The organism is Tolypothrix tenuis PCC 7101 (genome assembly GCF_963874875.1).
Classification (GTDB): Bacteria; Cyanobacteriota; Cyanobacteriia; order Cyanobacteriales; family Nostocaceae; genus Aulosira; species Aulosira tenue.
In genome coordinates, this window is record NZ_CAWNJS010000001.1 from 4,471,005 (window position 1) to 4,493,199 (window position 22,195).

16 protein-coding genes and 1 pseudogene are annotated in these 22,195 nt (G+C 41.1%); 6 read left to right on the plus strand and 11 right to left on the minus strand.

The features are described 5' to 3' along the window. Positions 1–3: 3 nt before the first annotated feature. On the minus strand, positions 4–237 hold the full coding sequence (locus AACU25_RS18000) for a hypothetical protein (protein ID WP_096577887.1): 234 nt from the start codon (positions 235–237) through the stop codon (positions 4–6). Between the two features lie 516 nt (positions 238–753). Between AACU25_RS18000 and rsmA the strand changes: the two genes are divergently transcribed. The 3 genes from rsmA to AACU25_RS18015 all read left to right on the plus strand — a co-directional run bounded on the left by rsmA (position 754) and on the right by AACU25_RS18015 (position 2,984). Continuing rightward, complete coding sequence (gene rsmA, locus AACU25_RS18005) at positions 754–1,575, plus strand: 16S rRNA (adenine(1518)-N(6)/adenine(1519)-N(6))-dimethyltransferase RsmA (protein WP_096577889.1); 822 nt, start codon at positions 754–756, stop codon at positions 1,573–1,575. 51 nt (positions 1,576–1,626) lie between these two features. After that, the gene (gene ispE, locus AACU25_RS18010) at positions 1,627–2,580 is read left to right on the plus strand and encodes a 4-(cytidine 5'-diphospho)-2-C-methyl-D-erythritol kinase (protein ID WP_096577891.1); all 954 of its coding nucleotides are present in this window, start codon (positions 1,627–1,629) and stop codon (positions 2,578–2,580) included. Between the two features lie 80 nt (positions 2,581–2,660). Then, positions 2,661–2,984: a DUF3082 domain-containing protein gene (locus AACU25_RS18015; protein WP_096577893.1), complete on the plus strand. Its 324-nt coding sequence runs from the start codon at positions 2,661–2,663 to the stop codon at positions 2,982–2,984. A 380-nt stretch (positions 2,985–3,364) separates the two neighbouring features. Here AACU25_RS18015 and AACU25_RS18020 read toward each other — a convergent pair whose 3' ends face one another. The 4 genes from AACU25_RS18020 to AACU25_RS18035 form a co-directional block, all read right to left on the minus strand. Next, positions 3,365–6,010, minus strand: coding sequence for an alpha/beta fold hydrolase (locus AACU25_RS18020; RefSeq protein WP_190445917.1), 2,646 nt, complete (start codon positions 6,008–6,010; stop codon positions 3,365–3,367). Between the two features lie 161 nt (positions 6,011–6,171). Next, positions 6,172–8,457, minus strand: coding sequence for an FUSC family protein (locus AACU25_RS18025; RefSeq protein ID WP_096577895.1), 2,286 nt, complete (start codon positions 8,455–8,457; stop codon positions 6,172–6,174). 113 nt (positions 8,458–8,570) lie between these two features. Beyond that, entirely contained in the window at positions 8,571–9,458 is an 888-nt protein-coding gene (locus AACU25_RS18030; protein WP_096577897.1) for an alpha/beta fold hydrolase, read from the minus strand. A gap of 108 nt (positions 9,459–9,566) precedes the next feature. Continuing rightward, the gene (locus AACU25_RS18035; protein WP_096583855.1) at positions 9,567–10,067 is read right to left on the minus strand and encodes a HugZ family pyridoxamine 5'-phosphate oxidase; all 501 of its coding nucleotides are present in this window, start codon (positions 10,065–10,067) and stop codon (positions 9,567–9,569) included. Positions 10,068–10,389: 322 nt separating this feature from the next. Here AACU25_RS18035 and AACU25_RS18040 point away from each other — a divergent pair. Beyond that, positions 10,390–10,662: pseudogene (locus tag AACU25_RS18040) on the plus strand (transposase); the annotation flags it as partial. A gap of 60 nt (positions 10,663–10,722) precedes the next feature. On the opposite strand, the gene AACU25_RS18045 reads toward AACU25_RS18040, so the two are convergent. Beyond that, the gene (locus tag AACU25_RS18045) at positions 10,723–14,094 is read right to left on the minus strand and encodes a PAS domain-containing sensor histidine kinase (RefSeq protein ID WP_096577899.1); all 3,372 of its coding nucleotides are present in this window, start codon (positions 14,092–14,094) and stop codon (positions 10,723–10,725) included. A gap of 171 nt (positions 14,095–14,265) precedes the next feature. Beyond that, positions 14,266–15,741, minus strand: a complete 1,476-nt coding sequence (locus AACU25_RS18050; RefSeq protein WP_096577901.1) for an integrase — start codon at positions 15,739–15,741, stop codon at positions 14,266–14,268. Between the two features lie 207 nt (positions 15,742–15,948). On the opposite strand from AACU25_RS18050, the gene AACU25_RS18055 reads away from it, so the two are divergent. After that, the gene (locus AACU25_RS18055) at positions 15,949–16,605 is read left to right on the plus strand and encodes a GerMN domain-containing protein (RefSeq protein WP_190445918.1); all 657 of its coding nucleotides are present in this window, start codon (positions 15,949–15,951) and stop codon (positions 16,603–16,605) included. Positions 16,606–16,669: 64 nt separating this feature from the next. Here AACU25_RS18055 and AACU25_RS18060 read toward each other — a convergent pair whose 3' ends face one another. After that, entirely contained in the window at positions 16,670–16,945 is a 276-nt protein-coding gene (locus AACU25_RS18060; RefSeq protein ID WP_096577905.1) for a CopG family transcriptional regulator, read from the minus strand. A gap of 178 nt (positions 16,946–17,123) precedes the next feature. Next, positions 17,124–17,768, minus strand: a complete 645-nt coding sequence (locus AACU25_RS18065; protein WP_096577907.1) for a ParA family protein — start codon at positions 17,766–17,768, stop codon at positions 17,124–17,126. Positions 17,769–18,936: 1,168 nt separating this feature from the next. On the opposite strand from AACU25_RS18065, the gene AACU25_RS18070 reads away from it, so the two are divergent. Then, positions 18,937–20,601 (plus strand): MBL fold metallo-hydrolase, encoded by a 1,665-nt coding sequence (locus AACU25_RS18070; RefSeq protein WP_096577911.1) that lies wholly within the window; start codon positions 18,937–18,939, stop codon positions 20,599–20,601. 241 nt (positions 20,602–20,842) lie between these two features. On the opposite strand, the gene AACU25_RS18075 is transcribed toward AACU25_RS18070, so the two are convergent. Together AACU25_RS18075 and AACU25_RS18080 are read right to left on the minus strand one after the other, a co-directional pair. Next, positions 20,843–21,154, minus strand: coding sequence for a DUF6679 family protein (locus tag AACU25_RS18075; protein ID WP_045873919.1), 312 nt, complete (start codon positions 21,152–21,154; stop codon positions 20,843–20,845). Between the two features lie 540 nt (positions 21,155–21,694). Beyond that, positions 21,695–21,910 (minus strand): hypothetical protein, encoded by a 216-nt coding sequence (locus tag AACU25_RS18080; protein ID WP_096577913.1) that lies wholly within the window; start codon positions 21,908–21,910, stop codon positions 21,695–21,697. Positions 21,911–22,195 lie beyond the last annotated feature (285 nt).

The following is a 22,195-nucleotide window of genomic DNA, read 5'->3' on the forward strand; positions in this document are numbered from 1 at the left end:
TCATTACCTGAAGATTTTGAATAATGCGATCGCTATTTCATTTTGCTGCTTGGCGTTTGAAAATTTCTGCGCGCTGACTTTAACTGCATCTCCAGCTGCTTTGGTACCTGTGGTTTCTCTGGTTTCGTCTCCCCAGTTACCGCCTCTAGAAATTCCGCCTCTAGTACCTTCGGGAATCGATATTTGCGGGGTGTCTTCGGTGACAATCCAAATGCTATCTGACGGAGTTTCTGGCATAGCTTTTTCAGTGTTTATCTCAGATTTTATCAAAATACTATACAACGATATCAATGGTGATTTCAGGAATAGGTCACTCGTTTTGTTGCTGGAGTAAATTTTTCTCACGCAGAGGCGCGGAGGCGCAAAGAAAAATTTCTGAGGTTTAGTTTGTTTGATTTAGATTTTAAAATGATCTATTTGCTTCTGCATTTAGAAATATAATTAGCTTTCACCTAAATTTTCATTTATCGACATCTTCAGAGAAAATGGTTAAAGCCAGATTTTCTGAAGTCTTATATTGCTACCTTTAGCTACCCTTTTTGAGTTCAATTACAACCTGTATGCGTTAGTTTCCTCTTGAGGCGAGATGAAATGTAATTTCTCTTCGTTAGCGCAATCTCATACCATGTTTAACATTTAAAGTCAATACTTAACGGGGCAAAATGGTTCAAAAATGGGTGGTGAAAAGTAAGAAAAAAGTAAGAAACGGATTTTTTGGGAAACGCTAGAAAGTATATATAGAGAGGAAAAGAGATGGTGCGACCGCGCAAGGTCTTTGCTCAACATTGGCTTAAAAGTGAGAAGGCTCTGGACGCAATTGTGCAGGCGGCGGAGTGTAAGGAGGGCGATCGCGTTTTGGAGATAGGCCCTGGTACGGGTATCCTGACACGGCGTTTATTACCTTTGGTGCAATCTTTGGTGGCTGTAGAAATTGATAGAGATTTGTGCGATTTATTAGCAAAGCAACTGGGTAAAAGAGAAAATTTTCTACTGTTGCAAGGTGATTTTTTGACTTTGGATGTACAAGGAAATTTAGCAGCATTTCCTAAGTTTCAAAATCAAAATAAAGTAGTTGCGAATATCCCCTATAACATTACAGGGCCGATAATCGAAAAACTGCTAGGAACAATTGCCAATCCTAACCCTAAACCCTTTGATTCAATTGTGTTATTAGTGCAGAAAGAAGTAGCAGAAAGGTTATATGCAAAAGCAGGTTCTAAAAGCTTTGGAGCGTTAAGTGTCAGGGTACAATATTTGGCAGAATGTGAGTTAATTTGTACAGTCCCAGCTAGTGCATTTTATCCCCCACCAAAAGTAGATTCCGCAGTTGTGAGGTTACGTCCAAAACCAATAGAAACCCCAGCCATTGACCCGCGCAAATTCGAGAATTTAATCAAGTTGGGGTTTGGTGCAAAGCGAAAAATGTTACGAAATAATTTACAACCAGTAGTAGAACGCGATCGCTTGACCCACTTACTGGAACAATTAGAGATAAATCCCCAGGTACGCGCTGAAGACCTCAGTGTATCCCAGTGGGTAACTCTAGCTAATCAGTTACTTTTAACCAATGATTGAGAAGGTTTTGGCGAACAATCCAAAATCTCAAATCCCAAATCTAAAATTGTTATGCGTTCCTACACCCTCATTGCCCCTGCTAAAATCAACTTGTATTTGGAAATCATCGGCAATCGCCCGGATGGATTTCATGAGTTAGCGATGATCCTGCAAAGTATTGACTTAGCTGACCAAATTAGCGTGCGTTCTCTCAGCACCGATACGATTCGCGTTCACAGTCACCACCCACAAGTACCCACAGATAAAACTAATCTGGCCTATCGGGCGGCGGAATTAATGGTAAAAGAATTTCCCGATAGCTTTGCGAGATTTGGCGGCGTGGAAATTACTATCGACAAACATATTCCTGTAGCGGCTGGGTTAGCGGGTGGTTCCACAAACGCCGCTGCTGTGTTGGTGGGAATAGATTTACTTTGGAATTTGGGACTAACTCAATCAGAATTAGAAGAACTAGGCGCAGTTCTAGGTTCAGATGTACCCTTTTGTATCGCTGGGGGAACAGTAATTGCAACAGGAAGAGGTGAGCAACTTTCCCCGTTACCAAATTTAGACAATATATATATAGTATTGGCAAAATATCGCAGCCTAGAAGTTTCTACAGCTTGGGCGTACAAAACCTATCGCCAGCAGTTTGGTAGCACCTATATTAAAGATACCGCCAGCTTAATTGCCCGTGCCAGTGCAGTACATTCCGGGCCGATAGTGAGAGCGATCGCTAATAAAGATGCAGCAGACATCGCCAAAAAAATGCATAATGACTTAGAGCGCGTCGTGTTACCTGAGTATCCCCAAGTTTTGCAACTGCGAGAATTGTTTGCATCTCAACCAGGGGTTTTAGGAACAATGATGTCTGGTTCCGGCCCATCAGTTTTTGCTTTGGTCGAATCGCAACAACAAGCCGAAGTCATCAAGCAGCAAATTCGCACCACAATTCCCAATGAAGATTTAGAATTGTTCGTGACGCGGATGACTACACATGGAATCAAAATCGCCTCTTCAGTTTAAGCCAATAAATTTTCCATCAGAGTGCATCACACCATTGGCTTTCTTAATTTTGAATTTTGAATTTTGAATTTTGAATTGTTATGACTGACCCCAACTCCCTTCCTCAACCAGAAACTTCCACCCCAGAAACAATGAATCCGTTACGCTGTGTAACCGGAGCGATAATTTCTGGTGGATTAGGATATGCAATATATTCGCTGATGATTTCAATCGCCACAAATTTTGCCAGTAAACCTATCCATTCCGATAACCAATTAGTCATCAGAATTACTTCCGCAGTTCGGACATTGGTAGTCGGTGTATTTGCCTTGGGTGCGGGAGTATTCGGTATAGTTGCTCTGGGTTTATTAGCTTTAGGTGTGCAAATGGTAGTGCAAAAGTTGACAAAGGCTAAGGAAGGTTAATTCGTAATTCGTAATTACAAAGATGAGAATTAGGGCTTGAAACCCTTAGATGAGTAGGGCACGGCACCAGTAAGATAATTGAATATACCAAAAGATTGTGGATGCCGTGCCCCTACATGGAATTGATTTGTTGCAAATATTATGGGAATTAGTATTAAAACCCTTATGGGATAAGAGGCGTAAATAGTAAAAAAATACCGATGGTAGAAGCTGAAATAAAAAATGGTATTTGGTTAGCTAGTTCCCAGAAGCTCAACTTTGTGACCTTACCAAGCCACCTTATAGATGAGGGGGAATGAAGAACAAAAATTACGTAGCTTGCTAGTTGCACCCTGGGTGAAGATGACGAATTACGTAGGCGTTAGCCTTACCGTAGGGTACTACGAACCACGAATTTTGAATTGTGCTCGGTCTAAACAAACTTGGAATTTTTTCGCAAGTACCTGTACATGAGGTTCCGATATCAGGGAAGCGTGGGAGCCGGGGACATCATAAAGTTCCACACCACCAGCCGCTAACTTACCCCAGCCTAATTCTGGGTCAACATCTAAGCCAACATTTTGTTGACTGGCGCGGAAGAGAGTTACTTGATCCGGGTAGATTGAGGGAATGTAAGTCTTACCAGCTTTATTATTTGCTGATGCTACTTCCAACAACCGCAGGTCTGGGAGCGATCGCTTCAGATAACGCAGGTAAAATTTATAAAACATACTCATCTTCCCAATCTGAAAATGCCAAGCTAATCGTTCCCACACATAAGTTAGCTGGTCTTGAATATTTAAATTCAACAGTTTGCGGAGATGGAAAAAGTTCGCCTCATGGGAATTGGGAATTGGTTTTGCATAACCTGGTGATGAAACATCAAATATGGCAACGAGGGCAATTTCTTCACCCTGCGCTTGCAGTTGTTGGGCCATTTCAAAGCCGATAATCCCACCGAAGGAATAACCGCCAAGGTAATAGGGGCCATGCGGTTGCATCTGGCGTATTTCTTGGATGTAGTTAGCAGCCATTTGCCTCAAGTCAGTGATGGGTGCTTGTTGACCATCAAGTCCCTTGGCTTGCAAAGCATAAACTGGTTGTTCGGGGTGCAAATAACGTGCAAAATCTCGATATAACAGGACATTACCCCAAACAGCATGAACCAAAAATAGCGGTGGTCTCGAACCTTGAGGATGAATCGCTACCAGAGATGAGCTAGATACTGCAGATTTCGCTTGACTAAGAACAGCAGCAAATTGCTCAATAGTGGGTGCTGGAACCAGAGTAGATAAAGGCAGACTGTAGCCTAATTTCTGCTCAATTTTGTTGAACAGGGTAACCGCCAGCAAAGAGTCGCCACCTAAAGCAAAGAAATTATCGTAAATTCCTACCTGTTGCAGATTGAGAACCTCAGCCCAAATTTGAGCTAATGCTGTCTCTAGTTCAGTTCTGGGTGCCACAAAATTAGTCTTCAATTCTTTTTGCAGCTTTTTGGCTAAACCAATTCGCTGCAGTTTACCTGTGGAACCCTTGGGAATATCTTCCACAAATAATATTTGATTGGGCACTTTAAATCCAGCCAACTTGGTAGCGACAAATTCACGCAGTTCTTTGTCGGTAATAGTAACATTTGGATGCAGAACAATAGCGGCTGCTAAATCCTCTCCCAGAGTGGGATGAGGGACAGCAAAAGCTACAGCTTGGGCGACTGCTGGATGCTCTAAGAGAATGTCATCAATTTCTCGAGGTGCGATTTTTTCGCCACCGCGATTAATTTGTTCTTTTAGTCTGCCTGTTAAAAACAGGTAACCTTCATCATCAAGATATCCTTGGTCACCGCTTCTAAACCAGCCATTGAGAAAGGAGTTTTGATTAGCTACAGGATTATTTTCATAACCATGCATCACATGGCCGCCCTGAACTACAATCTCCCCAATTTCATGAGGTGGCAATAAATTACCAGTTGCATCCATGATGCCTAGTTTCATCCCAGTGGCAATACCGACGGAACCAGGTTTACGCTGGCGTGGTGGTAATGGATTGAGGGTAATAATGCAGCCAGTCTCGGTCATACCGTAACCTTCGAGTATGGGAGCTTGGAATAATTCCTCTATCGCTCTCATCACTGGCCGTGGTAAAGCCGCACCACCAGAACGAATAAATCGCAACTTGGGAATGTTCTTGATATTGTTCTGAGTCGCCGCATTTAAAACTGCTTGATGAATAGTAGGAACCGATGAATACCAAGTAACTTGTAAATTTTGCAGCCAGTCAAAAAACTGCAAACTATCAAATCCTGGGGCGCAAGCAACACTACCACCAGCCGCAATGGAAGAGAGAATAGATATAAATAACCCCTGTACGTGGAACAGGGGCATAACATTCAAACAACAATCATTGGGTTCTAACTCCAGCGCCTTTTTAATAATGTCTGCGGCGATATATAAATTAGCCTGGGTGAGAGGCACTATTTTCGGTCTGACTGTGGTTCCTGATGTATGCAATACTAGGGCGGTATCTTCATTTTTACTGTGAGTGGGTTTGATTGGCGGTAAATGAGTTTCACCGCTAAGTTCAAAAATTCCGGCTTCAGCTTCTAGCTTTGGTGTCAGTTCAATAATGGGAAGATTGCGAGCTGCTGCTACTTCTCTGACGATGGAATCTATGCCAGATTGCACAATCAAAGCTTTAGCATTCAAATCATCTAAATAAAATTCAAATTGCTCGGCACTATAAGCAGGATTAAGCGGGGCGCTAGTGGCACAGGCAGCTACAGTTAAGAAAGCAGTCGCCATTTCCGGGCCATTGGGCAGTACAATAGCAACGCGATCGCCTACTCCTAAACCCAAGGTATTTAAGGTTGTACGAATATCTTGGAGGTGTTCATAAAGACGAGCGTATGTCAAAGGCAGACGAGCAGGAGCTGCTATAGCTCTCGCCCCTGGGTTTTGCCTCACACCATCTATAATTAACTGCTCAATTGTCAAATTTGTGGAAGTACCAAAGATTGACGTGGCTCTGTCTTGTAAGTCTTGTATTGCCATTGGTCTTTCATGTACTTAGGTATATATAGCTAGTTGCAATTTTCTTGCAAAAGCTACTATATAGATATACAGCGAGTAAGCGTATAATTTTTTATCTTCATCAACGCTTTAAAACATAAGTATGATTACTACGTAATTTATAAAGTTAGTATAAAGAGAATTCATCTTGATGAAGGTTGTAACAGAGCGATCGCACAATGGATAATTTTAATTTGATTAACTATACGTTCTAGTTCTGCAAAAACCGGAGTTTGTTCGCGGACAGCTTGTAATGTAGATGTAACAGTCTGGGGATCTTGGGGAATTTCTGCAATTCGCGCCTTATATAATTGCTCGGTTTGCTCGTGGATAGTTTCCAGATGATTATTAAGTATTGGTAAGGGTTGGGGCGTTTGTCTGTATTGGAGAGCATCGGCTAAATTCTCCAATATTTGGATCATACTATCAGTAAGTTCTTGGAGTGCAGCAAATCGATACTGACCACTAAATTCTCGTTGATGTTCCGCTAAAGTGGTCACTGAACTATAAAAATTGCGAATATATATCATTAGTGTCATTACAGGTTCGATTTCTCCCTGAACGTGACGGGGTTCGCTAAACAATCTTTGAGCTGCGGCGTTGGCGTTGGCATTTTCTAGTGCAGCTTGATGGCGTAGGCTATTGAGAGCAGCCACAGAAGTATTTTGGGAATTGAGATAGTTCGCAATTACCTGTTGAAAGTATGCAAGATTAGTGCGAATTGTTTTTGCAAGTTGGGTGGGAAGTTGTTGTCTTTCCCAACTAGGGAACAGTAAATAACTACCAATCAACGCTAACCCACCACCAACGCAACTATCAGCAATCCGTAATAATCCTACTTGCCAGCCACCAGCATTAATCATATTCAGTAGTAAGATGATAGCGGGAGTCAGCAGCGTGATAAACAGAGTATAACTGAGCGATCGCACTGACATAGCCGTAAACACTAGCAATAATAGAGAAAATGCGATCGCCCATTGATTGTGAATTAGCAAAATTGCCGTAATGCCAATGATGCTACCAATAATCGTACTAAGCGCACGTTGCACCGTTGTCTGCGTTGTCCCGCCAAAATTGGGTTTGAGTGCCACCAGTGCTGTTAAAGTAATCCAGTAGCCTCTGGGGATGTGCAATAATGCAGCAATTAATTCTGCTAAAGTGACAACCACTGCTAAACGCAACGCATGGCGGAACATCACCGAATCAAAAGTTAAGTTACACCGCAGTGTCTCCATCATCTCAGCAGTTGTCGGCTGTTTGGGTAGCGTAATATCTTGGTTGATGGGGTTACGCCGTTTTCCCTGTTGTAAATCTGTAACTATCTCCGCATCAGTATGAATTTGTTCTGCCAACTGACTGAAACTGGTGGTTAACTTCCTCAAATTAACTAAATCCCAATACTCATCTCTGGGTAAATTGTTGTTTTTACTGACAATTTGATTGCGTAAAATTTGCCACTCATATTCTAGTGCTTCCACAGAACGATCCAAATCTCCCAAATGCACAGAACTTCTGCCTTTAGCGATCGCAGTTGCTAACATCTGCATAGCAATTGCCAACTGCGTCATCACTTGGGATATTTCTCTCTGCAAACGGGAACATAACGGATGATCGGATGCGATCGCCAACAGTTCCACCTGCGCCACCACCGAAGTAATAATTTGATTAGCATCCTCAATTAATACAAGTAACTGATTTCCCCGCAGACTAGCGCCTCTTTGGGTTGTCCAGACACTAGCCCAAGTACTGCGGGCTACTGTTAAGTCCTGTGTGACCGTATCCTGTGCTTGGACAAATTGCTGTTCCCAATCCTCAATATCCTGGGGATGGACAACTCTTTCCCCAGCCACCTCCACAAATTTACTGAGTGAGTTGTAACATTTAGCTACAGCCGCCGTCGCTGGTTTATCGGGGTGGACTACCCATAAACCTAGAGATAGTAACGTCGTCCAAGTTCCCCCAGCGAGACAGAGTAGAGAGTGCAGCAGCAGCGTAGACAAATTCCCTGGTGCAGAGAATCGCGCCAAGGAGACAACAAACATAATTCCAGTGATTAAGCTGACAGAGGCAGCTACACTACCAAACACACCCGCCAACCCGACAATAAAAATCACCAAAAACGTAGTAGGAATTGCTAACCACAAATTAGTGCTAACTAAATTAGCGATCGCAAACACCAAAGTGACGCTGATAGTAGCAGAGATTAGTGCAATTAGCTTTTGACGATACACCCCATCAACATTTACCATCCCCACAAACCAAGCTGCCATAGTCGCGATCGCACTTTCCGCCCCGTGACCTGTAAATATACCAACACCAATCGGCACACCGAGAATCAACAAACTACGCAATCCATTGGTAATCGCAGGTTTACCCGGCTGGAGTTGAAACTGCTGTAACAGCCAACTAACAGGACTTTGGTTGGACATGATGGCAAGTATGAAGTATTCAGTCTGAAGTAGTATGAAGTATAGAGAAAATTCCTGCTTCTACTCTAAGTACAGAATTTCTGCAAAACCCTTTCCCCCTGCGCCCTCCTAACTCACTTTAAATACTTCTGCAACAAACCAATAAACACCTCTGGCATTTCCAAATGGGGTAAAATGCCAGTATTTGCGATCGCCACAAAAGCACGAATGAAATCGGGATTTAAATTTGCCAATCTTCTGCCGAGTTTAATATTGGTAAATTGTGCCTTTTCCCCCCAGAAAAATACCGTGGGAATTTTGAGTTGCTGAATATATAAACTCAAATCAAAATAAAGGTCGCCTCGTAAAAATGCCAAGCCTGCAAATTTAGCATTTGGCTGTTGTGCAGAAGTTAAATAAGCTTGCACCATCTCAGAGGAGACACGTTCGGGTTTGGCAAACAAAAAACTTTGTAGAAAGTTGCGAACTGCAAATTCATTTTCCGCACCCACAGCATAAATTAAATTATCAATTAATGGCGTATTAATTAGTGGTAGCGGTAGTCTACGTGCCACACCTTGACCAAAATCATCAAACCCAGCCGGACAAACTAAATATAAATCTTGGAATAACTCTGGCTGAGTAATTGCCAAACGAATAGCCAAAGCCGCAGTTAAAGACGAAGCCACAACTGTTACAGGCTGACGACAAGTTTGGTTAATAAATTGGGCGATCGCATTTAAATAATCTCGAATTTGATAATCCCATATGGGATGCGCCGATTCTCCCCAACCAATTAAATCTGGGGCTAATATATGGTGACTATCAGCAAAAGCTGGATAAACTTTTGACCACTCGTAAGCAGAAGCACCACCACCAAAATTATGCAAAAACAATAGCGGTGGTAAATCTTCAGCATCAGCAATCGACCAAGGTGCAGTTGTTTGGGTATAGTAAACCATCGCCCCCAATGAGGTATGAATTACTTTGTGCCCAAAGCCAGGAGGTTGGAATTGAAGCATAAAATTAAGTATAAAGAATGAAAATTTAACTATTCAATGTTTATAGAATTGAGGAAAATCAACATTTTCATAGGCAGGTACACCTATGAATTTTTAATTTTTAATTTTCTATCTCACATCCTTGGGAGTCACTTGAATAAGTTGACGCAGATTATCACCATGAATGTTATAAGCTGACCCAAAACCTACTACAAACCGACCTTGACTAGGAGTTAACTGAAAAATCCGAAAGTCAGCCAAACCCCGAAAAACTTCAATAATTTCACCAAACCGATTTTGAAAGCGCTCAACAATTTTCTGCCACTGGTCAGTATCTCTTTCTATTAAATTTGCCGTACAATCAAAACTTAAACGACGACGAGCAAAAATTTGATTCGCCTGATTTTCATCCTCAATAAATAAAACACTCACATGAGGATTAACAAGAATATTTTTAGTATGGGCAACTAACCCACTAACATAAATATAAATATTATAAGAATCATCCATTACAAAAGGAGCATAACTCGCATTGGGCATTCCCTCAGCGTTAACAGTGCTAATAATGAGACTTTGAAATTGCTCAGTGAATTTTTCGTACTCAGCTTGAACTTGTTCTAGTTGGCTCATAATCCAATTACCCATTGATGAATGACAATTTGTTGAGTATTCTAACCTTGTTCGCCCCTCAGATAAATGATGCCAGATGTGGCTTCATTGTACCTAATTTCAACACATCAGGACTCAGGCAAATAACACATATTAATTTTGACAATCTACGTAGGATGCGTTAGCCTTTGGCGTAACGCATCACTTAAGCAAATAACACATATTAATTTTAGAAATACATCTAGGATCAATACCTTAGCCAAAATAAGAGGATGAAGAGAGAGGGCTGATGTAGTAGAGTTATTGTCTTCCCAAACAACAACTCAAAACCCACAATTAACCCATGCCCGATATCTTATCACTCCTGCAATGCCTCCTGCCGCAGATCAACGCGACAACGATGCGGCAATTAAATCAAATAATTCTGGCAATGTTAGCTATGAGTGGTCGAGTCACGATGTTGGGAATTGCCCGTTGGACAGAGGAACGCGGTAGCTATCGGACAATGGGAAGATTTTTCTCGACACTCATACCTTGGGCAACATTGTTTTGGCTGTTTTTTCGTCAACATTTGTGGCGAGAGCAGGATGTGTATTTGCTTGCTGGAGATGAAGTTGACGTATTCATCCCGTTTCCATAGGCATTAAACCCTCGTAATTTGGCTAAGGTATTTTAATTATGTTGGCATTTCTGGCTGTGTAATCGGAATTTCAATCACAAATTCTGCGCCCTTTCCTGGTGCGGAATTACAATATAATTTCCCACCATGTCTATCTACTACAATTTGGTAACTAATCGATAATCCTAATCCAGTTCCCTTACCCACATCTTTAGTAGTAAAGAAAGGATCAAATAATTTAGAAACTATTCCTGAGGGAATTCCCTTACCATTATCTGCAATATGGATAGCTACAAGATTACTATTAACAACTTCTGTCCGAATGCGAATTTGAGGATTTAGTACTTCTCTACCATTACTAGACAGCGCATCTTCTAAAGCGTCAATTGCATTACTGAGAATATTCATAAATACCTGATTTAGTTGTCCAGGATAGCAATCAACTAAGGGTAATTTGCCATATTCTTTCATGACTGCAATTTCAGAATTATCTGCTTTCGCTTTCAAGCGATGGTGTAGAATCATCAGAGTACTATCCAAACCTTCATGGATATCTACTAACTTAAATTCTGCTTCATCTAAACGGGAAAAATTTCGTAAAGATAAGACAATTTCTCGGATACGTTGTGTTCCTACCCGCATCGATTGGAGCAGTTTAATTAAATCTTCCTTGAGAAAATCCAGCTCCATATCATCAATTTTTGCTTGAATTTCTGCGGCAGGCTCTGGGTAATATTGTTCATATAATTCCAGCAAATGTAATAAATCTTCAACATATTCACTAGCAGGAATGAGATTACCATGAATGAAATTTACGGGATTATTAATTTCATGGGCGACACCAGCAACCATATTTCCCACAGATGACATTTTCTCGCTGTGGATGAGTTGCGCTTGGGTACGTTGGAGTTCGCGTAGAGTGTTTTCTAAGTTTTGTGCTTGTGCTTGTAATTGAATTTCGGTTTGTTTGCGTTCGGTAATATCAGTTGACACACCCAAAATTTGCTTGATATGTCCCTGTTCATTACGATGAAATGGTGTTTCTCGACAGTAAAGCCAGCACCATTCACCATTTGCACGTCTAACGCGAAATTCAATCTCAACAATATCACCATCTTTGCTGGTAAGAAATTGCTGATGATGAAGCATGACTCTTTCTCGATCATCTGGATGCATAATCATGGGAAGCAGATTATCTCCCATTTGCTGAAGTCCTGCATTAGAGTAACCAAGAAGCGTCACAAGTTCTTGATTGGCGTAAATATTGCGTTGTTCTTCTAAATCGAAAATATAGAGAATGTTAGGAGAAGAATCTGCTATGCGTTGAATAAAGTGTTGACTAGCTTGCAGTGCTTCTTCGGCTTGTTTACGCTCAGTAATATCCCAAGTTGTACCTACAATTTGATAAATTCTTCCTTCGTTATTTATGAGAGGATTGAGTGTGGTAAACCACCAGGTTTCTTGTTCGTTAAAAGTTAAGCACTCTTCATAAGTAATCTCTTTACCAGCATCTACGCAGCTTTGATAACGCTGACGCACCACTGTACCTTCAACCTTACCCAATAACTCTTCAGGCGTTTTGCCAATGATTTTGGCATGATTCATCCCCATGCTTTTTTCTGCTGATGAGTTGCAACCAGCAAACCGAAATTCACCATTTTCTAAAACATCAACTACAAATATTAATTGAGGAACACCATCATAAATACTGCGTAAAAATTGTTCTTGTTCTTGTAATTTATTTTCTGCCTCTTTGCGTTCGCTAGCATCACGCGTAATGGTAGCAAAACACACAGGTTCGGAATTCTCAGGATTTTTGATCACAAACATATTATAATCAACAGAAATGGCATTTTCTGTTTGAAAATGTCGAAAACGCAATTCTCCTTGCCACATTCCTTGTTTTATAACAATCGGTAAAATCTCCTGGAGTAAGTATTGTCTATCTTCGTGAAAGATATAGTCAATAATGTTAGAATTTTTGACAAATTCCAGACTTTCAATTCCTACAATATTCCGTCCGGCTTCATTCAAAAATAATGCTTTTCCTTCCAAAGATGCAAAACCAATAAAGTCACTACTATTTTCAATTAACGAAACAAAAATTTGCCGTTCTTTTTCAGCTTGTTTGTGTTCTGTGATATCATTTGTAGTGACAACTAATTGAGTAATTTGTGAGTTGCTATCAAAAAGAGGTGTGATATTCAGCAGCAACCAATTTTCTTGATTATTATTCCAGAAAGATTCCTCAAAAAAGATACTCTTACCTAACCTGACGCACTCTTGATAACGCTGGCGATAGTAATATGCCATATCAGCAGGTAATGCAGCTGCCATTGTTCGCCCCACAAAAGATTCTAAAGGCATGGAGCTGAGTTTGAGGATAGCCGGATTAAATTTTACGTAACGAAACTCTGCACCATTGTCTAAAACATCTAAGACAAAGATGCCATAATCTACCCCTTCCCAGATGCTTTGCAAAAATTGTGCCTGTGCTTGCAGTTGTTGCTGGGTTTTTTGGTGTTCGCTAATATCAAATAAGCAACCATACCAAATCATCTCACCATCTCTTTGGCGTTCTGGATGAGAAAAAGCCTTAATCCATTTCTTTTTACCAGTAAGAGTCATCATCCGCCACTCGCTGTCAAAGTCTTGGAGAGTTTGGACAGATTCAGCAATTGCTTGTTGTATTTTTACAACATCATCAGGATGAATTAGGCTAAATGCGAAGGATGCATCCTCTTTAATTTCTTCTGGTTCTAGTTCGAGAATATCTCGACATCGTGAAGATGCATAGGGAAAATACCCTGTACCATCGGGTTTAAGGCAAAATTCATAAAGCATCCCTGGTACATTATCTGCCAACCGTTGCAACCTAGCTTCACTGTGACGCAACTCTGCTGTACGTTCTTCAACTCTAGCTTCTAATTCTTCATTAAGTCGTTTCAGTTCTGCTTCTGTCTGTTTGCGAGTGGTAATCACTTCGGTAAACATAATAATGCCACCCACTACACCAGATTCTTCATACCAAGGATGTATCTCCCACTTAACCCATTCAGTGGTACCATCGGCACGAATGAAAATATCTTCCTCTGATTTCTCGATAGCTCCTGCTAAACAGCATTGATGAATTTCCCGCCAATTTTGGGGAATTTCTGGAAAAACTTCATAATGAGAACGCCCAATAATTTCTTCATCGCCTAAGCTATAATCCTCTCGCCAACGCTGACTAACTAACAAGTAGCGCATCTCAAGGTCAAAAACTGCGATCGCAGCTGGAGTGTATTCTATAAATAACTGCATTTGCTGCTGGCGAGATTTGAGCGAATTAAAGCAGTGATTAGACCCCACTATCTGACGCAGTTCTGTCAGTTCCTGTTGTAGAGATTCATAAGTATTTTTATCTACAGTAATCAGATTGCAAGTCATAGATTTGTCACTTGCTAGCTAGGAAGATGAAGTTAACATTAGTACTTAGTCTTCCCAATTCCACGCAGTAAACAACATTTTCGGGGATAAATGGGCATAGGGCATAGGGCATAGGGCATAGATAATGGGAGATGAGAGAGAAATAACAAACACCCAATTACCAATTACCCATTACCCATTACCCATTACCTCACCCAACTGATGCTGAATTAGCAATCCTTTAAGCGTCGCATTCTCAGCTTTAATCGCCTGATTTTCTGCTTCCAATTCTGCAATTCTCGCCTTTAAAGCTTCCTTACTTGTACCTTGGCGATGAATGACAACTTCCCGATAAATTTCTAAATTAGCATCTTCATTCATCCATCTTTGATATGTTTTAGTATGCTCTTGTACCGTATGCCCCATGTAATCAGACATCGTTTTAATCGGGACTTGCAAGCGATGTCCACGGATAGCATAAGCGTGACGTAATTCGTATGGTCTAAACCCAATATTAGTAACTCTAAATCTGATGTAAAGCTTTGCTGTTTTATTGCTGAGTTTACCTTCATTGTAAGGAAACTTGACATTTTTTAAATCAAATAATTCTATCCAATGGGGATATAAAGGTGGAATCCCACAACTACGCTCACCAGTTTTTGTCCCCTCTGTTAATCGTGGATTTAATGTTACTAAATGAAAAGTATTGTGAGGATGAATAAACGCTTCTATATCAATGGCATATAATTCATGGGGTCTTAAGCCGTAAGTTGCTAACATTCCGTAAGCCCATTGCCATTGTTCCGGTTTTGTAATATTCTCCTTAGTAGCGAATGCTGATAGTGGCATCCCAATTTTATTAAATCCTTGAATAATTTCTTCATCTGTAGGTACTTTGCGAATACTGGGATAAGGCTTAGGTGTAGCATAAGCATCAATTGTTTTTAAGCCATTAATACCGCAAAATTCGCAAAATTTCTTCAATTGCCATGCTAAGAAAAACCGCCCAGATGTATTAGGTTTGGTTTTTTCCAATGCTTTTTCTAAAGCTGATAAAGACATCGGCTCATCTGGCGGCAGCTTTTTCAGATGTCTAATATAATGAGTTTCCCAAGTGCGGATTCCTTGGCGATTTTTTTCATGGGTTTTCCAAAATTCCCGCTCATACTCTTGAATCCATTCACTGATGAGCTTGGTAGAATCTTCCGGTGCTGGTAAGGCAATTTTTTGTGCTTGCTTCCCTAATAATTCTGGTGTCCACTGGAATTGTTTTGTAATTAGTGATAAATCTAATTCTCGGGCTTTAACTACTGCCGTTTTTACACCAATATCATTAGCAGCAAAACCAAACGAAATGGTATACTGCTTACTTGGACTACCATTTTTTCCCACATCCCCAGGCCTACAGGGAAAAGTCCCTTGTAAACCGATAGTTTTAGCACTAGTAAGCTTAAGTTTAACCTTCACCTTATCCAAACTTAATGCCAAGTTAGCTTGCCCAACCGCGTGTTTTATCCTCAGATATTCACGCTCCATCTTCACGTTTTCGTCAGATGGTGAATGTTTGGCTTTCCATTGCTTCCACTTGGCTGGTTCCCAAGTATCAATTGCAATCCCATCGTAATCAGCATTACGGATATCGTATGTACTGGCTTCATTGTTAGACATAAGCTTTTCTGGCATAGAGGAAAGTACTGACAATTTAAGGCTGAATGGGGTAATAATTTTAAATATCAGCAATTTTACTAGCAAAATTAAGCTTGGATAAACCTAATTCAAATCTCGCTAATTTATACGGAACTGAGAACCATAACACTGAAGTTAATAACAACAACCTAACAACTTCAAAGCAACAACTTCAAAGGGGTGTATAACATGATGAGCCTAACTAAAAGATATTTTTTACCATTAATTGCTGTGGCGATCGCAACCAGCATCAGCAGTTGTAGTTCTAATCCTAGCGCTACTCAGGATACCGCTAGCGAGGCACCAGCGCCTACTGCAACAGCAAACATCGAATCAGCACCATCTCCCAGTCAAACACCCAGCATGGCTCAACTGAGGGCTAAATCTGACAATATTGGCATACCTTCACCTAAAGCAACCACCGAAAGCACACCTGCTGCAACTACGACTGAGACACCTTCCGCAAAAGCTTCTCCTACAGAGCAAGCTGCTACTGGTAAAACTACCAATATCACCCTATACACAAGTGACACGCAATGCCAACAACTAATTCCCCAAAAAGTAGCAGTACCAGCAGATGAGCCTGTAGAAGGTGCGGTGAGTAAGATTTTAGAGCAAAGAGATTCAGGAGACTTTAACTTATCTAGTTATCGCGTTAACCTCAAAAATGGTGTTGCTACCGTTGATTTGCGAGTATCGCCCAACTCCAAACGGCAAATAGCTTCACTTTCTAGTTGTGAACAGTTTGCTATGTTTGGTAGCCTTCGTAAAACCCTCACCAGCAATCCTCAATGGAAGATTAAAGAAGTACGCTTCACCGAACGAGGCGAGGAAATTGTGCTTTAGTTTTGGTGTTTGGTGTTTGTACGAATTACCAATTACCCATTACCAATTACCCATTACCCAATCCCTAATCCCCAGTCCCCAATCCCCCATTCGATAAAAGCCATTGCTCAACCAACTCTGTCATAATGTCGCTCATCTGTCGTTCCTGAAAAGCGGCTGCTGCTTTCAATTTTCGATGCAGCTGCTTAGGCAGATAGATAGTTGTGCGAATATATTCAGGGTCAGTACTTTTGCTTAAAGAAGTCGGCTTATCTTCTATTAGCTGTGGGTTGTCTCGTTGTTGACGGCTACGTGCAGCATCAATTAATTCATCAAAACGGCTATTTTTATTCTTATTCAAAGTCAATATCTCCTAGTTAGTTAATAGTCAAAAAGTCAAAATTTGCAGAGACACGATTAATCACGTCTGTACTCAAAAGTCAAAATTTTTAATCTGATGAATCCAACTTTCTTTAAAGCTATGAAAGAAAATCTTGACAGCAGAGTGAGAATTAGATAATTACGAAAACATACTATAACTACAAATTATTTTGACCTTTGACTCTTGACCTTTGACCCTTGACTGTTATTGAATTTTCCAATATTTCTTTTCCAGCCTCAGCGTAACACTGCCAAGCAATTTGAGCATAGGAATCCTTTACTGCATTCACTGGTACTCCTTCTAAAGCTGCACGTTGGAATACAGCCAGGCGGCGAATACCAGATTTGAACACAGGTAACCCAGCGTTTGACAACGCTGTTCGTGCTTCTTCTCCCGCCTTATTGGGATTTGGGGGAATCAGCGTCAACAAAATGCGATAATTGGTTTTGTATTGCTTAAGAGACTCCACCATTTGCATTGTTGCAGCTAAAGCGATCGCATCAGGAGTTGTAGGAATAACTAGCAAATCGCATCCCTGAGCAATAGTTTTTAGCTCATCTGGGTCTGGCCTGGCTGGAGTATCAATCACAATATGTTCATAGAGTTTAGCTAACTGTATCCCCTGCTGTTCATCAGCAACTTTGAATGGTAAACAACCTCGGTTAGACCAATCCAAAGCACTGCGGTTGAGGTCGCCATCTACAAGCAGTGTATCAGCTAGGTTCTGAAGATATGTAGCTAGGTGTAGTGCTGTAGTTGATTTACCTACACCTCCCTTAAACGCCGCTACCGTAATAATCATTTTGGTTTAATCAGCAAATAGTTCCCAGAATTCTACTGCATATTCAAACATCTGGACATTTATTCAACATCTAAACATCTAGATGCAAAACAAATGTTTAAACATTTAAGTGTTTGTATGTTTCGCACAAATAAAGTCAATATACTGAATATAAGTAGACTTATATTTTAAATACAAAATATCTTAAGTAAGATGTAGAGTAAAATGTATAAATAAAATTAAGTACAAAATATCGCTAGAGAGAAGGATAATGCTTCACGCTTCATGAGCGAGATATTGGGTTAAAGAGCTATAGGACTTTTATTTGATGGTTGAAAAAAGTCCGTAGGCTTGATGTCTTGTTCCCTGTTTTTATCAGACGGCTATATAGGTAAATTAAATAAAAGAATGAATATAAATAGATATTGCAAATAACACATTAGTAATACATTACTAAGTTAGTAAAAAGACCAAACTATGTTAAGAAAAGTTAATTAAGCTAAAACTCTCTTTTTTCCTGCCTCCTGCCTGATCGTGATGATAAATATTTACGAAGACCTACATTAAGATGTGCCCAAATGGTTAAATAGCAAACTTTTATTAACCCCGGTTGATGTACACAGTAATGCTAAGAATGGTATACAGATAGATAGACAGGTGAGCCGAAAGAGTCTACAATCTGACTTGTTGCGGTAGATTTACCTATTAGTTAATCAACCTAAGCATAGTAAAGATTTTCTAGTGTTTCCGCATTGATGCAGAAGCACCCTATTAATATGATGGAAGTCTTTAGTAAAGAGTAGCAAACCAATGGACGTAAAGCTGATTTTGGTGGGATTAACAGTCGTATTTACAGTTTTGTGCTTATTTTTCGGCACAAAAAATGGCTTTTATGATTCCGACAATTATCACGGCAATGGCTCTGCACATTGAAAGAGCTTGAGAGCATCGGAAAGGAACATAGACAAGAGGAAAACTCCCCTAGCCCATAGTTTGAGGGCTTCTCAGTACCCAACTTTTCCGAACCAGCGCGGGTTCGGCGGAGGTGTCCTCCCCCATCAAAAATCCGCAATTTCAGGGTGAAGGGGTGCAAAATGAGACTTACCCCGAAGTCAAAAAACAAACAAACCCCGTAATTTTTGGCTTTTGGGATATGTCCATCACAATGAGGCTTGAGGGGAGGAGAATTATGAGGGATAATCTTTCGTCCTCTCGGATTGATGCTGGGGAGGAAACTACCGAATTAGAATGTTTGCCTTATAGCGTCCAGCATAATGATGAGGGCGTGTGTTTATTGGTACGGATGGGCCCGTACCGCATCTTGCTGGATTGTGGGTTGGGAGATATTTCATCGCTGGTGAAGGGGTTGAAAAACTCAGCCCGCCAACGGCATTTACCCCTACCAGCAGATTTAGTTTTAATTAGTCATGCTCACCCCGATCACGCTAGAGGCTTACTGGAACTGCATCAGGCTTTTCCACATTTACCTATATACGCCAGCGAAGTAACCAGCAAGTTACTGTCATTAAACTGGTTAAACCAAGATTTAAAGTCAATTCCCCAGTTTTGTCAGGCGTTACCATTGCGATCGCCTGTGGAATTTAAAGAGGGCCTCGTAGCCGAGTTATTTCCCGCCGGACATTTACCTGGGGCGGTAGCAATTCTACTTACCTATACCAGCCAACAGCGTAGCTACAGACTGCTTTATACAGGCGACTTTTTCCTGTCTAACTCGCGGTTGGTGGAAGGATTGCGTTTAGAAGAATTACGGGGATTAGACTTAGATGCTCTCATTATTGAAGGTACTTATGGCACCTCCCGCCATCCCCACCGCCGTAACCAAGAAAATCAGCTAGCAGAAAGGATTCATCGCGCGATCGCAGAACGTTGTTCTGTGCTACTTCCCACACCTGCTTTAGGGTTGGGACAAGAACTGTTGATGTTATTACGCAGCCATCACCACTTTACAGGTAGAGATTTAGATATTTGGGTTGATGGTGCTGTCGCCACAGGTTGCGATGCTTATCTCGAACTATTACCCCACCTCCCCGCCTCAGTCCAAAACTTCGCCCGTCATCAACCTTTATTTTGGGATGAAAGAGTACGCCCCCGCGTGCGGCGTTTACAAGCAGAACATCGCCCCAATATTGGCAAATCGCCTTGCATTGTCCTTACCGATTCCACATCTGATTTCAGCCAATATTGTCAAGCTGACACAGGCCCCTGGTTAATTCTGCTGCCAGAAAAAATTGATATAAAAACTAAAAAACAATATCCTGCGCCTACTACTATTGAAAGCTATCTCCTCGCTCAACATAGTGATGGGCCTGGTACTACCCAGCTAATTCATAATTTAAGACCGCAACACGTAATTTTTGTTCACGGTTCCCCCGCCTACTTAGCAGATTTAACAGGCTTAGAAGAGTTACAAAACCGCTACCACCTGCATTCTCCAGCAGCCGGTGTTTTAGTAGAACTGCCCATAGGCGACACCTTTTTACAACCAGCCGCCCCAGAAACCAATTATGAAGGTGAACTGACAGAATTAGGAACTGGCATTACTATCACCTTACCAGAAACGATTACCACAGACCCCCGTTGGCGACAATTTGCCGACACCGGGTTAATTGAAGCCCGTTGGCAAGGGGAAGAAATCGTATTGAGAGGTTTACCCCAAAGAGAACTACTCAATCAAAATAGCGATCGCTTTACCTGGACAGACATAGAATGCTGCGGAACCTGCCGATATCAACGGGGCCAGCGCTGCTGGAATCCCAATTCCCCCTTATATAACTTCAAGGTTACCTTAGAAGGTTACTGTCCCGCCTATGAAGCGTTGAATGAGGATGATTAACAATTCAAAATTCAAAATTCAAAATTCAAAAATAAGGATTGGGGACTGGGGAACTCGGGGCCCCCTCTGGGGATAAGGGGTAATGGGGATTAGGGAGACAAGGGGACAGGAAGATATTCCAATTACCAATTACCAATTACCAATTACCAATTACCCAATGCCCAATGCCCCATGCCCAAATAAGCCAAAAGTCCAGAGCGGAAAGATTGGCTCTGGACTTTTAACTCTCGACTATTTTGATTTATTCAGCATTTGAATCTGGGTAGTGGTTACGAATACGTTCAGCTTCAGGACAGTCTTCGGTTAGCAGAGGTTCTACATTGCCGCGTGGTACTGAGGCTAACTTTTGGGTGACAGCACCAATACTTTCGAGTCGAACCATCTCTTCCCAAGAACAAACTTCATCCTCTTCATCTGTTTCATAGCGTAGGGTCACTAAATCACCCTCTATATCAATGATGCGGGCACGCTCGATCCAGCGTTGCTGATCCCGCAAGAATACACATACCTCCCGCCCATCGCAACACAACTGATAAATCTTGCGGTGTAGCATGTACTGCTTCTGCCTTTTTAAACAACGTAGTTAAACCTTTCAAAATCTGGGTGTGCCCCCAGTGCATAATACCCGAAAGAGCTAGTTTGACGGTTTCGCTTTTCTACCTGTGTTAACCCCAAGCAAAGGGAATTTTGGGTAATCAACTAGTAGTGACTGCGCTGGTGAAACTAAAACTCTATCAGGGGAATTCAGCAAATGTATTCTTCATAGAAGTCATACAATTCGGGATTTATCCTCACTAGGTTAATCCTTGCTGATGAGTTCTTTCTACCATTATGTAATAATAGATACTCCGAAACAAACATTGATTGCGGTTGTTTGAGTTGCCTACTTGTAGTCATTGGCATTGCTGGGAAGTCCGGGAACTCGGCTGTACTTTTACCCCTATGTATTTGATCTTAACTCATTCTCTTGCTGACCTGAACGGTTTTAGACAACAACAGCCCAAGAGTTTTTGAGTTTAGGGCTTTTTGACTGAGGTGACGTGTCCCGCTTTGGAGCAACTATGCAACGCCAAAGTCAACTGTTGCAAGAGTATCAGCAAGATTGATTCCCTAAGGGAATTTCTATGAGTAATTTTGAGGATGCTTCTCGTTTAACTCTACCCCCACGAACTGCATCATATAAAGCGGCAAGGGCTACCAAATCATCCGACTGATAAGACTTTGTCGCTAGCACTTGATGGAGTAGACCTTCAGATTCAACACTAAGGTATCCAGTTTGGAAAGCAGATTCAACAAGTGTGCGAATCATAATAATTAGGTCATATTATGCAATTTGTTACCTCCAGTATGGAATATTTGCTGATTTTACTAATTGATATCTGACAGCAGGTATTGTGATTATAATTACATAAAAATGTGATCTCCGTCATCGAGAATCTGCATCTTGTCCGATTCTGTGACAGCCGATTTTATTAATAAAAGTACGGATTAGAATACATACTTCTGTTGTACTCAACTGGCAACCGGACAAAAACTTATGATAGTTAAATATACATGATTTTTCAGTATTTGCCACATGAAAGCTAACAAGCTT